Here is a 14783-nt window from a genome sequence, read left to right as displayed (position 1 = left end):
CGCCTTTAACGTAATAAAACACGTTAAGGCGCTTTTTGTGTCACCTGCGTCGAGCTAATCCGCTAGCTTGCGACGGCCACCTGGGCCGCGCCGCGCTTCAGGAAGGCGTAGCTCACCCCAGTGATCAGCGAACCTATGATGATCGCGCCCAGGTACAGCAGTACCGGGGTGATCGCGCCGGGGATCAAGAGCACGAAGATACCGCCGTGGGGTGCCATCAGCTTGGCGCCGACCAGCATCGAAAGCGCGCCGGTGACCGCGCCGCCGGCGATGCAGCAGGGAATCACGCGCAGCGGGTCCTTGGCGGCGAAGGGAATCGCGCCTTCGCTGATAAAGCAAAGCCCGAGTACGAAGGAGGCCTTACCCGCTTCACGCTCGGCGGGCGCGTACTTGTAGCGTGCCAGAACGCTTGCCAGCCCCATACCGATCGGCGGCACCATGCCCGCGGCCATCACCGCCGCCATCGGGCCAAGCGTGTTCGAGGCAATCAGGCCCACTCCGAAGGTGTAAGCGGCCTTGTTGATAGGCCCGCCAAGGTCCACGCACATCATCGTGCCCAGCAAAAGCCCGAGGATGACCGCGTTGGTCGAATCCAGCGACTCGAGATAGTTCTCGAGCGCTGCCAGCAGCGCGGCAACCGGCTCGCCGATGATGTACACCATCACCAGCCCCGTGATCAGGCTCGCCACGAAGGGAATGATCAAAATGGGTTTGAGCGACTCCACGCTCGAAGGAAGCTTCACGCCACGGGTGAGGGCCAGCGCCACGTAGCCCGCGAGAAAACCGGCGAGAATGCCGCCGATGAAGCCGGAGCCGATGTCGGCGGCGAGCATCCCGCCGATCAGCCCCGGCGCGATGCCCGGCCGGTCGGCGATGGAGTAGGCGATATAGCCCGTCAGCACCGGCACGATCAGCCCCATGGCGCTACCGCCGATCTGCATCAGCGCGGCGGCCAGTGTCCCGGGTTCCTCGAACGCCTCGATACCGAACATGAACGACAGCGCAATGATCAGCCCGCCCGCCACCACCATCGGCAGCATGAACGACACACCGGTGAGCAGGTGCTTGTAAACGCCTTTCTCCTTGAGGCTTTTGGTCTGGCTGGAGGCGGGGGCGGCCGCGCCGTTTTCCACGTTGGCATCTGCCAGCGCCGCTTCGATGGTCACCTGGGGTTTTTTCAGCGCCGTGCCGGTCGAGGTGCGATAGATCCGCTTGCCCGCAAAGCGCGTAGGGTCGACCTCGATATCGCAGGCGAGGATCACCACGTCGGCTGCAGCGATCTCTTGCTCAGTGAGCTGGTCCTGGGCGCCGACCGAGCCCTGGGTCTCCACGCGAATCACGTGGCCAAGCGCGCGGCCCGCCTCGCTTAACGCCTCGGCGGCCATGAAGGTGTGGGCAACGCCGGTGGGGCAGGCAGTAACTGCCACGATGTGCTTGGCGTTCGTATCGGCGCTTTCATTGGGCTCTGCGGCGGCAGGCGTCGGCGCGTAGAGCGGCGCCTCCCGCTTGGCGGTGGCGAGAAACGCCGCCGGGTCGGGCAGCGCCTCTCGAATGCTGCCGTGATAGAGCCGCTTGCCTTCAAAGCGGGTCGGCTCAGGCACGTGCTCGGCGGCCACCACGATCAGGTCGGCGGCATCGATTTGTTCGCCGTTTGCCCGCTCGACCGGGCCCAGTTCGCCGTGCATCTCGACGTGAGCCTGCCAGCCAAGCCGCTTGGCGGCCTGCTCGAGGCGCCGGGCGGCAAGAAAGGTGGTCGCCATGCCGCTTGGGCAGTTGGTGATCAGAATAACGTTCATTGAAAGGCTCCCTCGGGACTACCGGCGTGCAGGCGCTCGACGTGAGTCTCTTGTTCCAGGGTTGAAAAGTCGCGGGCATTGGGGTAGCCAACGCCTGGGTGGCGCACCGACTCCGCGGAAAGCGCCGTTGCAAAGCGAAGGGTCTGTTCCTGGGGCCACTCGCTCAGCAAACCGTGCAGCATGGCGGCCACGAACGTATCGCCGGCGCCCACGGTGTTGACCGGGCGAACGCGCGGCGGGGTAGCGCGCCAGGCGCCCTGGGCGTTGACCCAGGTTACGCCGTGCTCGCCGGCGGAGAGAAGCGCCTGATCGATACCCGCCTGGTGCAGGCGAATGGTCGCCTTTAGGCGCTGCTCGGCGGTGTCTAACGGCTCACCCGCCCAGTCGGCAAGCTCGAGCTCGTTGGGCTTGACCGCCGCCGGGGCGATGTCGATGGCGCGCTCGAGCGCCGCATTGCTGGTGTCGACCCATAGCGCCACGCCGGTGGCCTTGAGCCTGCGTAAAAGATCATCAAAGGCGTCGAGGTCGAGCCCTGGCGGCAAGCTGCCGGCCAGCACCAGCGCGTCCAGCGGCGCGGCCTGGTGCGCGTTTTCCACCGTGGCGATTAGCGCGGCGATGTCGTTTGCGTCCACCGCGATGCCGGGGCCGTTGACGTCGGTGACCCGGCCGCTTTTTTCGGCGAGCTTGGCGTTGATGCGGGTTTCGCCGGGTACGCGCAAAAACGCATCCGTTACTTTCAGCTGCTCGAAGGCGCGCTCGAACGGGCCGTCGTTATCGGCGCCGAGAAAGCCGCCCACGATCACCTCGTGGCCGAGCCCGGCCAGCACCCGTGCCACGTTGACGCCCTTGCCGGCCGCGTCGAGCTGGGCCTGATGCGGTCGGTTGACCGCGCCGAGCGCAAGCTCGTCGAGGGCGAAGGCGAGATCCAGCGCCGGGTTGAGCGTCAGCGTCATGATCCGCGCCATCAGTTCGCCTCCAGCGCGTCGCGCACGTCACCCGCCGTCGCCATTGAAAGCGCGAGCTGAGCGCAGCGCTTGGCCTCATCGAGATCGAACTCGCGAAGCCGCGCTTTCACCAGCGGTACCTGGCGGGCGGTGACCGACAGCTCGTCGACGCCAAGGCCCACCAGCACCGGTACGGCGGCGGCATCGGAGGCGAGCTCGCCGCACACACCCACCCATTTGCCCCGGGCGTGGGCGGCCTCGACGGTCATCTGGATCAGGCGCAGCACCGCCGGGTGCAGGCCGTCGGCGTCGGCGGAAAGCGCCGGGTGGCCGCGGTCGATCGCCAGCGTATATTGGGTCAAATCATTGGTACCGATCGAGAAGAAGTCGACCTCGGCGGCCAGGCTCGGCGCGAGCAGCGCGCTCGAGGGAATCTCGATCATCACGCCAAGCTGCACGTTGGAGGCGCGCTCGCCTTCCGGGATGTCGGTCAGCAGGCGATCGAAGATCGCCCGAACCGCGCGAAACTCGGCCACGTCCTTGACCATCGGCAGCATGATGCGAAGCGGGCGCGCGTTGCCCTGAGCGTCCGGGGCGGCGGCCATTAACAGCGCGCGCAGCTGGGTTTCCAGCACGTGCGGCTCGGTCAGCGCCAGGCGAATGCCGCGCAGGCCCAGAAACGGGTTGTCCTCCTGGGGCACCGGCCAGTAGGGCAGCGGCTTGTCGCCGCCGACATCCAGCGTGCGCGCCACTAGCGGGCGCCCGGCCAATGCCTCGAGCGCCTGGCGGTATTCGGCGGTTTGGGTGGCCAGATCCGGGGCGCTCGAGTGCGCCATGAACAGAAACTCGGTGCGAAGCAAGCCCACGCCTTCGGCGCCGCGCTCGACCGCGTCCTCGGCGTGCAGCGTATTGCCAAGGTTCGCGGCCACTTCAACCGGGTGACCGTCGCGGGTCTGGGCGGGCTCGAAGCGCCGCTCCCAGGCGTCGGCCTCGCGCGCTTGAAGATCAAGCAGCTGCTGCTCGGCGCGGCTCAGGCGCTCCTCGGAAGGCGAAGGCGTCACACGGCCGCGGTCGCCGTCGAGAATCATCATGCTGGCGTTACCCAGCGCCATTACCGCGCGACCGGCGCCCACCACCGCAGGAATGCCCAGCGCGCGTGCCAGAATTGCGCTGTGGGCGGTCGCGCCGCCGCGCTCGGTCAGAAGGCCTTTGACTTTCGAGGTATCCAGGCGCGCCACGTCCGACGGGCCGACATCCTCGGTCACCAGAATGTAGGGGTGCGCCGGCGGCTCGGGAAGCTCAAAATTGCACAGCACGCTGAGCACGCGGCGGCCTACGTCGCGAAGATCCGCGGCGCGCTCGGCCAGCAGCCGGTCCGCCAGCATTTCCTGGGCGTGGGCGGCGGTGTCGATCGCCTCCCACCAGCCCGCTTCGGCGGAGCGCCCCTCGGCGATCGCGTCCTTCGCGGCGTGATGAAGTTCCGGGTCGTCGAGCATTTCGGCGTGCATCGAAAGAATGTCGGCCACGTCACCGCCGGCGGCGTTGCGCACCAGCGTGCCAAGCTGGGCCTTGCTCTGCTCGATCGCTTGCCACAGCCGCTCGCGCTCGATGTCGGCATCCGCGGCGTTTTCCGGGTAGTCGAACTGCGGCGCGCGCAGCACGAAGATCGGGGCGATCGCAAGCCCGGGGGAGGCGGCCACGCCCTGGTGGGGCGTATCCGGTGCAAGCGCGGGCACCGCCTTCTCCTCGTGCTCGACGGCAGCGGGGGCGGCGATACCGCCATCAAAAGGCGTGACCTTCTCGCCCAGGCCCGCTTCGATGGCGCCGGCCACCGCTTCGAGCGCGGCCTCGGCGCGTTCGCCGGTGGCAGAGAGCGTCAGCCACTGCCCGCGCCGGGCACCCAGGCCGATCACCTTGGTCAAACTCGCCGCCGAAACGCTGGCCGGGCTTCCCTCTTCGAGACGCACCTGAACGGGCACGGGTTGGCTGCGCGCCACCTGCACCAGCTGTTTGGCCGGGCGGGCGTGCAGGCCGTGGGGGTTCAGCACGCGCACGCGCCGGGTCGGCGTGGCGGCATTTTCACCGGCCAGCAGCGAAAGCGCCCGGGCGGTATCGGCGCCGGCCAGGGTGTGGCTCTCGACGCTCTCCAGCAGCGTATCGAGCTGTGCCAGGAGCGGTAAATGGTAGTCGGCGTTGGCCGCCAGGCAGAAAAGCGCGTGCACCGGGTGGCCGTCGTCTTCAAGCGTTGCGTCTGCCGGTGTGGCGAGCGCCAGCGCCGGGGTGAGGGAGGCGCTGGCGTGGCTTGTCAGCCAGTAGCCATCGCCCAGCCATATCGGCGGCTGCTCGGCGATCGCGGTGATAAAGGCGTTGTCCACCAGGCCGCCCTGGTAGAGCCTGGCCGCGGCGGCCAGCGCCAGCTCCTTGACGCCTTGGGCGGGAAACTTCAGGCACAGCGTCTGACTATCGAGCTTTGGAGTCGGCACCTGTTTGGCGAGCAGCGCGGCGATCTCTTCGCGCGAGCTGGCGCTTGCCAGGGCGTCGGCCACGCCGTCGCGGTCCAGCACGTGGGTAAGCGCTCGCAGGATATTCAGGTGCTCGTCGTTTTGCGCGGCGATGGTCACCAGCACGTGGACGCGGTGGCCGTCGTGCCACTCGACGCCGTCCGGAAACTGCAGCACGCGCACGCCGGTTTGGCGCACGTGCTCGCGGCTGTCCGGGGTGCCGTGGGGAATGGCGATGGCGTTACCCAGGTAGGTCGACGACTGGGCTTCGCGGGCGCGCAGCCCGTCACGGTAGCCGGGGGCGGCCAGCCCCGCCTCGATCAGCGCATCGGCGGCGGCGTCAAGCGCGGCGTGCCAGTCGCTTGCCTGGCAACCCGGCAGGATATCGTGAGGGCCAAGTGTGAGCATTGAGTTCTCCTGTAAAGCGGGCAGGCGCGGTGCGTACACCTCACCTTCGCGTAATGCTATTCTCGATGACGCTATGCTGAAACGATTCACCCGAAGGTACAAGGGGTGTGTTTTTAGACGTTGGTAGGGGCTTAGTCAATAGGGGCTTAGTCAAGGCGCTGATACACTCAACGGCTCATTGTGAGGACACGACATGACACTTGCCGACATCGCACGTCTGGCCGGCGTTTCGCGGACGACCGCAAGCTACGTGATCAACGGCCAGGCGGAGAAGCGGCGCATCAGCGCGGCGACCATCGAGAAGGTGATGAGCGTGGTGCGAGCGCACCGCTATCACGTCGACCCCCAGGCGGCGGCGCTGCGGCGCGGAGCGAGCCGGGTGTTTGGGCTGATCGTGCCGGATCTGGAAAACGCAAGCTACGCGCGCCTGGCCAAGCGCCTGGAGCGCGGCGCCCGCGAGAAAGGCTACCAGCTGCTGGTGGTCAGCTCCGACGACTGCCCGGAAAGCGAGCGCCAGCTCGCCCTGGCGCTGCGCGCCCGGCGCTGCGACGTGCTGATCACCGCAAGCTGTTTAAGCCAGGACGATGCGTTCTACCCGGAGCTTGCCCGTGACGGAGCGCGCATCGTCGGGGTGGACCGGGGGCTGTCGCCGGCGCGCTTTTCAAGCGTGGTGAGCGATGACTTCGAGGCGGCGCGCGAGCTGACCCGCTCGGTGATCAATGAGGCGACCAGGCGGATTCTCTGGATGGAGGCGATGCCCGGGCTTTCGATCAGCCGCGACCGGCGGGCCGGTTTCGAGGCCGCGCTGGCCGAGCGCGAAATAGAGGGGCAGATACTCTGCGCCAGCCGCTATGAGCGCGGCGAGGGCGCCGAACTGCTGGCGGCGTTCGAGCGGGAAAACGCTCCGGTGGATGCCATCGTGACCGCCTCGTATACGCTGCTGGAAGGCGTGTTCGATCACTATCTGACGAAAGGCGGGCTGTCCGAGTGCGTCAGGCTCGCCACCTTCGGCGACCACCGCCTGCTCGATTTCCTGCCCCAGCCGGTCAACACCGTCGCTCAGGATCACGATGCGATGGCCAGGCGAGTGCTGGAGTGCGCACTTGATGCGATCGAAGGGCGCGCGGACGCCGGTCAGCAGGTAGTGCCGCGTCAGCTGCGCACCCGTTAGGCGCTGGAAAGAAAGGAGCTTGGACGGGTCATTCGGCCCGCTCTGGCGCGCGGGCCTGGGCCCAGGCCTCGGCGTCGGGAATCATCATCGCGTACTCCTCGTCAATGTAGTGTGAGGAGAGCATGAAATCGGCACTGGCCGCGTTGCAGGCGACCGGCACGTTCCAGAGCGCGGCCAGGCGCAAGAGCGCTTTGACGTCCGGGTCGTGGGGCTGCGGGGCAAAGGGGTCCCAGAAGAAGATCAGCATGTCCAAGCGCTGCTCGGCCAAGCGCGCACCGATCTGCTGGTCGCCGCCGAGCGGGCCGCTCATCAACCCTTCGACCTCCAGGCCGAGCGCCTGCTTGAGCCGCCCGGCGGTGGTGCCGGTGCCCAGCAGCGTATGCCGGCGCAGGGTCTGCTGCCAGCGCGTCGCCCACTCCATCAGCTCGGTTTTTTTGCCGTCGTGGGCAATCAGCGCGATACGCTTTTGAGCGGAAAGCGTGCGCGAGGCCTGGCGGGGTGGGCGCGCATCAGACATGAATCACTCCTGTTCTTTTTCTAATCAAGCCAGGTTCTATTTAAACCAGACTCTAATCAAGACCAGTTCTATTAAAACCAGGTTCTAATCAAGCCAGGTTCTAACAAACCAGGGCAAGACGGGGTCGTTTAACGGATCACTCCTCCAGGGCGAGCACTTTCATCGTGTTGGTGCCGCCGTGGGCGTTCATGTGATCGCCGCGGGTAAGAATGACATGCTCGCCGGCGCGCGCCAATCCGTGGGCCTTGAGTAGCGCCAGCGCCTCGCGATTGACCTCGGCGGCCTCCATGTTGGAGGTATCGAAAGGAATCGAGACCACGCCGCGATAAAGCGCCATGCGCCGCTGCGCGATGGGGCTGTGGGCTAGGCCCACGATGGGCAGCCCCGAGCGGATGCGTGAAGCGATCAGGGGCGTATAGCCGGTCGATGTCATGCAGGCGATGGCGCGCACGCCGGTCAAATGGTTGGCGGCGTACATCGCCGATAGCGCAATGGTTTCGTCGATGCGCTCGAAGCCTTCGTGAATGCGGTGATTCGACGACTGGGCCAGACGCTCGCGCTCGGCGCCCAGACATACCCGCGCCATCGCTTCGACGGTTTCCACCGGGAACTCGCCGGCTGCGGTTTCGGCGGAGAGCATCACCGCGTCGGTGGCGTCCAGCACGGCGTTGGCAACGTCGAACACCTCGGCCCGGGTGGGCAAGGGCGACTCGATCATCGACTCCATCATTTGAGTCGCGGTGATCACCGCGCGGTTGAGCGAACGGGCGTGCTTGATGATGCGCTTTTGGGTGCCGATCAGCGCCTCGTCGCCGATCTCCACGCCCAGATCACCGCGGGCGACCATGACCGCCTCGCTTGCCTCGATGATGCCGTCGAGCGTTTCGTCATCGGCTACCGCTTCGGCACGCTCGAGCTTGGCCACCAGGCCGATTTCACGGCCGGCCTCGCCGAGCAGCTCGCGCGCCTCGATCATGTCCGCCGCGCTGCGCGGAAACGACACCGCCAGGTAGTCGACGCCGATCTCGACCGCACTTTTCAGATCTTCCTTGTCCTTCTCGGTCAGCGCTGGGGCGGAAAGGCCGCCGCCTTGCTTATTGATGCCCTTGTTGTTGGAGAGCTTGCCGCCCACGTGCACCGTGGTATGCACTTGCTGGCCCTGAATGGCGCTCACGTCGAGCACCACGCGCCCGTCGTCGAGCAGCAGCCGATCACCGGGGGCAACGTCATCGATCAGCGCCTTGTAGTCACAGCCGACGCGCTCGGTGGTGCCTTGCTGGCTATCCAGCGCCATGTCCAGCACGAAGGCGTCGCCGACCTTGAGGTTGATCGGGCCATCCTTGAAGCGGGCGATGCGGATTTTCGGGCCCTGCAGGTCCCCGAGCGCTGCTACGCTTTTGTTCAGGCGCGCGGCGATCTCGCGCACCGCTTCCAGCCGGCGCTGGTGATCTTCCTTTGCACCGTGAGAGAAGTTGAGCCGCACGACGTCGACCCCCGCCTCGATCATCGCCTCGAGCACGCCGGGGCGGTCGCTGGCGGGGCCTAACGTGGCAACGATTTTGGTCCGGCGCAGGGGAAGGGCGGGGGCGTTGTTGCTCATTGGGGGCGTCTCCTGAACGGCGCTCGCCGGGCGGCGAAAAAGCGGGCCGAATTCCACGATTAATGATTGGACCAGGATAACGTTTTTATAGTAATTTTACTACATATTCGAAGGGCTAACGGCGAAGAGCGCCTGAATGCGACATGATCGGCTTTAATTACGCGGATATTTCACTTTTTTGTAATTTTTTTACTGAATTGGCGATGTCGTTGCTGTTTGCCTTCTTCCCTTTTTTCGACCGGCTTCAAACGCGGTTTTTATCTGCCAAACGAGGTGTCTCATGAGCATCAAGATTGCCATCAACGGATTTGGTCGTATCGGCCGCAACGTGCTGCGCGCGCTTTACGAAAACGGCTACCGCGACCGCTTCGAGGTCGTGGCGATCAACGACCTGGGCGAAGCGTCGCTCAACGCCCACCTGCTGCGTCACGACACCGTGCACGGCCACTTCCCCTTCGCCGTCGAGCACGATGAAGAGAGCATCACCGTGGACGGCGATCGGATCGCGATCTCCTCCGAGCGCGACCCGGCCAACTTGCCCTGGAAGGCGCTTGGCGTGGAACTGGTGATGGAGTGCACCGGGCTTTTCTCCAAGCGCGCCGCCGCCGCCAAGCACATCGAAGCCGGCGCCAGCCGCGTGCTGATTTCGGCGCCGAGCCCGGATGCCGATGCCACCGTCGTGTTTGGGGTCAACGACGACATCCTCACCGCCGAGCACACCGTCGTCTCCAACGCTTCCTGCACCACCAACTGCCTGGCGCCGGTGGCCAAGGCGCTCAACGACGCCGTAGGCATCGAGAACGGGCTGATGACCACCGTTCACGCCTACACCAACGACCAGAACCTGTCCGACGTCTACCACTCGGACCCCTACCGCGCGCGTAGCGCCACGCACTCTATGATTCCGACCAAGACCGGCGCCGCCGCTGCGGTCGGGCTGGTGCTGCCTGAACTCGACGGCAAGCTGGACGGCCTGGCGGTGCGCGTACCGGTGATCAACGTGTCACTGGTGGATCTGACCTTCACCGCCGGCCGCGATACCACCAAGGCCGAGATCAACGAGATCGTCGAGAAGGCCGCGGCGAGCTCGAAAGTGCTGGCGGTCAACGCCCAGCCGCTGGTGTCGATCGACTTCAACCACGACCCGAACTCCTCGACCTTCGACGCCAACCACACCCGCGTCAACGGTCGGCTGGTCAAGATCATGGCCTGGTACGACAACGAGTGGGGCTTCTCCAACCGCATGCTGGATACGGCGCTGGCCATGCACAAAGCGGCGCAGTAATCGTTTTGGCCCGAGGCCAAGCCTCGGGCGGCACGCTGTTAGTCAGGCATTCATGAGAAAGGGGCGGGGCGCCATGGGCGCCGCGCCCCTTTTTCGTTTGCTCGAAGGCTGTCGTTACCAAGCGCCGTTTGGCGCGTTTAAAGCATGATGCGGTAGCGCGCGAAGCCGTTGTCACCGTCCCCGGCGGCCTCGATGTCGGTGGTTTGCGCTACTTCACTGAGGTAGCGCTGGGCGCCGGGCCCGGTGTCGAACAGCGCCGTCGTGCCCGGCATTGGTTTGAACGACCAGTTGAAATCCGCCGCCGGGTCGACCGTTCCCTGCTCGACGATATAGCGCACGATGATGTCGCGGTTGGTGTCCGGCCCAACGAAGATGACCGCATCCGCGTCGATGCCGGGGAAGTTGCCGCCGCCGCCGGCTCGGTAGTTGTTGGTGGCCACGACGAAGCGCTGATCCGGGTCGATCGGCGCGCCGTCGAAGACCAGGTCGACGATGCGGTGCGCCTCCGGGCTTACAAGCTCGCCTTCGGCGGTGTAGCGCGCGGGCTGCGAGAGATCGATGCGATAGCTCACGCCGTCGATCACGTCGAAGTTGTAGGAGGGGAAGTCCTTGTTGAGAAGCGGTGCGTCTTCGGCGCCCTCGGGCACCTGGTGGAACATGCCAGCGGACATCTCGAGCCACTCGCGCACCTGGGCGCCGGTAATGGCCACGGCGCGAATGGTATTGGGGTAGAGATAGAGATCCGCCACGTGCTTGATGGCGATATCGCCGGCCGGCACGTCGGTGTAGTAGTCGGGCCCACCCCGGCCGCCGGTCTTGAACGGCGCGGCGGCGGAGAGTATCGGCAGTTCCGCGTACTCACCGGCTTTCAGCATCTCCTTGATGTACCAGATCTGCGCGTTGGCGACCAGCTGAACCGAGGGGTCGTCCGCGACCAGCGCGAAGTAAGAGTAGAGCGGCGCCGCGCTGCGCCCAACCGGCGTGCGGATGTAGTCGAGCGTGGCCTGGTGCTCCTCGCTGACGGCGGCGGTGACCGCGGCGCTGGAAGTCACGGTGGGGACCACCTCGCGGCTTTCATCGCGGTGATAGATCGGCCGCGCTTCGGTGGTGAAGTCGACGATGCGCCAGCGGTCGCTGTCGCGTTCGAGCAGTAGATCGATCAGCCCCATGTGCGAGCCCCAGAAGCCCGCCATAACCGCCGGCTTGCCCATCAGCGTGCCACGCTGCGGGTCGACCCCGTCGATGTTCTGAAAGTCGGTGGGCCCGGGAAAGATCAGGTGCTGGTGCCCGGTGAAGATGGCGTCGATTCCCTCGACGGCTGCCAGATAGAGCGAAGCGTTCTCCATGCGCTCGCTCGGGCGCGCCCCGTCGATACCTGAGTGTGACAGCGCCACGATAATGTCCGCGCCTTCCTCCTTCATGACCGGCACCCAGGCGTTGGCGGCCTCGACGATATCGCGGGTATTGGCCGACCCGGCCAGATGCTTTTCGTCCCACACCATGATCTGCGGTGGCACGAAGCCGATGAAGCCTACCTTGACGGTACTGGTGCGCCCGGCGCCATCGATGAGGGTCTTCTCCTTGATCAGATAAGGCCGCAGGAACAGGTCGTCGTTGCGCGGGTTGGCCGCCAGGGCGCCGCGGGTCAGGTTGGCGCAAACGTAGGGGAAGTTGGCGCCATTCAACGCCTTGAACATGAAGTCCAAACCGTAGTTGAACTCGTGATTGCCCAGGGTGGCGACGTCGTAGCCGAGCACGTTCATGGCCTCGATCACCGGATGGCGGTCGCCTTCTCGCATGCCGCGCTCGTAGGCGATGTAGTCGCCCATCGGGTTGCCCTGAAGGAAGTCGCCGTTATCGATCAGCATCGCGTTGGTGGACTCCGCGCGCACCGCGTCGATCAATGAGGCGGTGCGGGCAAGCCCCATGGTGTCGTTGGGCTGGTCGGCGTAGTAGTCGTAGGGCAACACGTTGACGTGGATGTCGGTGGTTTCCATTAGCCGAAGGTGCGCCTGACGGGGCGAAGCGTACGCTGCGAAAGGGTGCAGCAGTATCAGCGAGGAGGAGGCGGCAAGCCCGCCCAGAAAGGTGCGGCGTGACAGGGTGTACGGCGTTTCGGGTAAAGCCATGCGGGACTCCAAAGGTAAAAACAGGCGGTGAGGTTTTCTTCCAAGCGTAGCGAAGCAACATGACACCACGTTGACGGCGCTGTTTTCTTGATGGGTTAAGACGCTGTTTTGACTATAAAAGAAAAGGCCCAAAAGCGGATAGCGCGCGTCGCGCCAAAAAAATTTTAAAAAAAGTGCATCCAAACGGGAGGCTCGTGTGTATCCCCTATACAGCCGTCAAGAATGAAGCGGCTGACTACAACCTTTAAGGAGACTGAAATGATTATTCAACAGCTAACGCGTGCTACCTTGGCTACCGCCCTGATTGCATCCTTCAGTCACGCTGCTCTGGCGCAAACGCCAGATGACGTCCAGGTACCGGACGGCCACACCGTCGCCCTCGAAACCGTCGGCGTTGGCGCGATCAAATACATATGTGAAACCAACGATTCCGGCGACGTCGAGTGGGTCTTCAAGGGCCCGAGCGCCGCACTCAACGACAGCGACGGCAACCAGGTCGGCAGCTACTACGGCCCGCCCGCCACGTGGGAAGCGCTGGACGGCTCCAAAGTGACCGGTACTCAGCTTGCGACCGCCGATAACGGCGAAGGCAACATTCCGCTTCAGCTTGTCGAGGCCAACCCGGCCGAAGGTGAAGGCGCGATGACCGGCGTCACCTACATTCAGCGCCTGAACACCGAAGGCGGCGTCGCCCCGGACATGGAGTGTAACGCCGACCACGAAGGCGCAACCGCCATCGTCACCTACCAGGCAGACTACAACTTCTTCATGGCCGAGTAATTCTCGCGCCACAAGAAGCAGAGAGGAGGGTTCGGCCCGCCTCAGTTGAATCAAGGGCTCGTTTAGCGGGCCCTTACTCGTTATGCTACCTCCGCGCACAGGGAAATTAGCCGGCGCGTCACGAGGGAGCATGGCTGTGTCCGAGAGAACCAACGAATTCGATGTCGCCGAGACGCTACGACGCTGCACCGACGGTGACCACGAAGCGCTTCACGCGCTCTATCGCCAGGAAGGCGCACGGATGCTCGGGGTCGTTCAGCGTATCGTCAAGGAGCGCGGTATGGCTGAAGACATCGTGCACGACGCCTTTTTAGCGATCTGGCAGCGCGCCGATACCTTCGACCCCCAAAAGGGCGCCGCCCGTACCTGGATCTACAGCATCGCCCGTCATTTGGCGCTCAACGCCATTCGACGCCACGGCAGACGTGATGACGAGGTCGAGCCGGATACCCTCGAACAGCAGGATGTGAGGCGCCCGGAAGGGCAGAGCGTCGACGCCTTCGACTGGCAAACCGGCCAGCGAATGGACGAATGTTTGAGAGAGCTCGACGTCGAACGCCGCAACTGTGTGCTTCAAGCCTATGTCGATGGCTTGAGCCATGCAGAAATTGCCGCTCATACCGGCGCGCCGCTGGGCACGGTCAAGGCCTGGATCAAGCGCAGCCTGGTGCGTTTAAGGGAGTGTCTGGCATGAACCCCATCGATCAACACGATGACAACCACGCCCTGGCGGGAGAGTACGTTCTCGGCACGCTGACGTTTACCGAGCGCCAAGCGTTCGAGGCCCGCCTGGAAAACGACCCGGCCCTTCAACAAGCGGTTCGTGACTGGGAAGAGCGATTTTTCCCCTACAACGCGCTGACCGAGCCGCTAACCCCGAGCGATTTTCTCTGGCCGCGCATCCAGCGAAGCCTTGACGAGCGCCGCTCCGCGCCGGCGCCGACAAGCACGGCCTCTGCGCCGAACTCGCCCGTCCAGGCGCCCAGCCCCTGGCAGCGCCTTGGCTTCTGGCGCGCGATGTCCGGAGTGGGCGTTGCCGCCTCGATCCTGATGGCCGCGCTGTTGCTGCTGCAGCCGCTGGGCCCCGCCACGCCGGAGTACATGGTGGTGCTGCTGGCGCCGCAGAACCAGTCCGCCGGCTGGGTGGTGCAGGCGGCCAACCGCCGCCAGATCGAGCTGATCCCGCTGGGCACGTTCGAGGTGCCCGAAGGCAAGGCGCTGGAGTTCTGGACCAAGGCCGACGACTGGCAGCGGCCCGTGTCGCTTGGGCTGGTCGAGCCCGGCGAGCCCATTCGCTTGAATCTCGACAATCTGCCGCCGCTGGAGGACAACCAGCTTTTCGAGCTCACGCTGGAAAACGTCACCGGCTCGCCCACGGGCCTGCCCACCGGCCCTATCGAGTACATCGGCCGCGCAGTCGAGATTTAAGCAAGCGTGCCTTGAACAGCCGGCGCCGCGCCGCCGGCTTTGGTTGCTTGCCGCTTAAAAAAACGTCAAACCGACCTGGAACAGCCGCTCGACGTCGCGAATCCGGCGCTTGTCGATCACGAACAGAATCACGTGATCGCCGCTCTCCACCACCGCCTCGCCGTGGGCGATGATCACCTCCTTGCCGCGCACCATCGCCCCGATGGTGGTGCCCTCGGGCAGCT

At 65.1% G+C, this 14783-nt stretch carries 11 protein-coding genes and 1 pseudogene; 5 read left to right on the top strand and 7 right to left on the bottom strand.

Annotated features, from left to right (window positions below; all coding sequences use genetic code 11):
* Positions 1-62: 62 nt before the first annotated feature.
* The 3 genes from MQW23_RS18470 to ptsP are packed head-to-tail and all read right to left on the bottom strand — an operon-like array spanning position 63 to position 5649.
* Positions 63-1796, bottom strand: coding sequence for a PTS fructose-like transporter subunit IIB (locus MQW23_RS18470; protein ID WP_252109692.1), 1734 nt, complete (start codon positions 1794-1796; stop codon positions 63-65).
* Positions 1793-2761 carry a 1-phosphofructokinase gene (gene pfkB / locus MQW23_RS18465; protein ID WP_252109691.1) on the bottom strand — a complete coding sequence of 323 codons (969 nt, stop codon included), beginning with the start codon at positions 2759-2761 and terminating at the stop codon, positions 1793-1795. Before pfkB ends, MQW23_RS18470 begins: the two co-directional genes overlap by 4 nt.
* Complete coding sequence (ptsP, locus tag MQW23_RS18460) at positions 2761-5649, bottom strand: phosphoenolpyruvate--protein phosphotransferase (protein ID WP_252109690.1); 2889 nt, start codon at positions 5647-5649, stop codon at positions 2761-2763. The genes pfkB and ptsP overlap by 1 nt, the downstream gene beginning before the upstream one ends.
* Positions 5650-5842: 193 nt before the next feature.
* On the opposite strand from ptsP, the gene cra reads away from it, so the two are divergent.
* On the top strand, positions 5843-6820 hold the full coding sequence (cra, locus tag MQW23_RS18455) for a catabolite repressor/activator (protein WP_252109689.1): 978 nt from the start codon (positions 5843-5845) through the stop codon (positions 6818-6820).
* A gap of 28 nt (positions 6821-6848) precedes the next feature.
* On the opposite strand, the gene MQW23_RS18450 is transcribed toward cra, so the two are convergent.
* Positions 6849-7337: a methylglyoxal synthase gene (locus MQW23_RS18450; protein ID WP_252109688.1), complete on the bottom strand. Its 489-nt coding sequence runs from the start codon at positions 7335-7337 to the stop codon at positions 6849-6851.
* A 136-nt stretch (positions 7338-7473) separates the two neighbouring features.
* The gene (gene pyk, locus MQW23_RS18445; protein ID WP_252109687.1) at positions 7474-8937 is read right to left on the bottom strand and encodes a pyruvate kinase; all 1464 of its coding nucleotides are present in this window, start codon (positions 8935-8937) and stop codon (positions 7474-7476) included.
* A gap of 280 nt (positions 8938-9217) precedes the next feature.
* Between pyk and gap the strand changes: the two genes are divergently transcribed.
* On the top strand, positions 9218-10222 hold the full coding sequence (gene gap / locus MQW23_RS18440) for a type I glyceraldehyde-3-phosphate dehydrogenase (protein ID WP_252109686.1): 1005 nt from the start codon (positions 9218-9220) through the stop codon (positions 10220-10222).
* Positions 10223-10359: 137 nt separating this feature from the next.
* Here the strand turns inward: gap and MQW23_RS18435 are convergent, their stop codons facing one another.
* Positions 10360-12351 (bottom strand): bifunctional 2',3'-cyclic-nucleotide 2'-phosphodiesterase/3'-nucleotidase, encoded by a 1992-nt coding sequence (locus tag MQW23_RS18435; protein ID WP_252109685.1) that lies wholly within the window; start codon positions 12349-12351, stop codon positions 10360-10362.
* 258 nt (positions 12352-12609) lie between these two features.
* On the opposite strand from MQW23_RS18435, the gene MQW23_RS18430 reads away from it, so the two are divergent.
* The 3 genes from MQW23_RS18430 (at position 12610) to MQW23_RS18420 (ending at position 14559) form a co-directional block, all read left to right on the top strand.
* Positions 12610-13131 (top strand): DUF3455 domain-containing protein, encoded by a 522-nt coding sequence (locus tag MQW23_RS18430; protein ID WP_252109684.1) that lies wholly within the window; start codon positions 12610-12612, stop codon positions 13129-13131.
* A 136-nt stretch (positions 13132-13267) separates the two neighbouring features.
* Positions 13268-13825, top strand: coding sequence for a sigma-70 family RNA polymerase sigma factor (locus tag MQW23_RS18425; protein ID WP_252109683.1), 558 nt, complete (start codon positions 13268-13270; stop codon positions 13823-13825).
* On the top strand, positions 13822-14559 hold the full coding sequence (locus tag MQW23_RS18420; RefSeq protein ID WP_252109682.1) for an anti-sigma factor: 738 nt from the start codon (positions 13822-13824) through the stop codon (positions 14557-14559). Before MQW23_RS18425 ends, MQW23_RS18420 begins: the two co-directional genes overlap by 4 nt.
* Positions 14560-14613: 54 nt before the next feature.
* Here MQW23_RS18420 and MQW23_RS18415 read toward each other — a convergent pair.
* Positions 14614-14783, bottom strand: a pseudogene (locus MQW23_RS18415) (TrkA C-terminal domain-containing protein); the annotation flags it as partial.

This window comes from Halomonas sp. S3-1-1, assembly GCF_023757625.1.
Taxonomy (GTDB): Bacteria; Pseudomonadota; Gammaproteobacteria; order Pseudomonadales; family Halomonadaceae; genus Vreelandella.
This window is presented reverse-complemented; position numbering and strand designations above follow the sequence as displayed.

Excerpts from the sequence above, each read along its gene's own strand:
- pyk (WP_252109687.1), bottom strand. The coding sequence starts at position 8,937 with ATGAGCAACAACGCCCCCGCCCTTCCCCTGCGCCGGACCAAAATCGTT.
- gap (WP_252109686.1), top strand. The coding sequence starts at position 9,218 with ATGAGCATCAAGATTGCCATCAACGGATTTGGTCGTATCGGCCGCAAC.
- ptsP (WP_252109690.1), bottom strand. The coding sequence starts at position 5,649 with ATGCTCACACTTGGCCCTCACGATATCCTGCCGGGTTGCCAGGCAAGC.
- cra (WP_252109689.1), top strand. The coding sequence starts at position 5,843 with ATGACACTTGCCGACATCGCACGTCTGGCCGGCGTTTCGCGGACGACC.
- MQW23_RS18450 (WP_252109688.1), bottom strand. The coding sequence starts at position 7,337 with ATGTCTGATGCGCGCCCACCCCGCCAGGCCTCGCGCACGCTTTCCGCT.
- MQW23_RS18470 (WP_252109692.1), bottom strand. The coding sequence starts at position 1,796 with ATGAACGTTATTCTGATCACCAACTGCCCAAGCGGCATGGCGACCACC.
- pfkB (WP_252109691.1), bottom strand. The coding sequence starts at position 2,761 with ATGGCGCGGATCATGACGCTGACGCTCAACCCGGCGCTGGATCTCGCC.
- MQW23_RS18430 (WP_252109684.1), top strand. The coding sequence starts at position 12,610 with ATGATTATTCAACAGCTAACGCGTGCTACCTTGGCTACCGCCCTGATT.
- MQW23_RS18435 (WP_252109685.1), bottom strand. The coding sequence starts at position 12,351 with ATGGCTTTACCCGAAACGCCGTACACCCTGTCACGCCGCACCTTTCTG.
- MQW23_RS18420 (WP_252109682.1), top strand. The coding sequence starts at position 13,822 with ATGAACCCCATCGATCAACACGATGACAACCACGCCCTGGCGGGAGAG.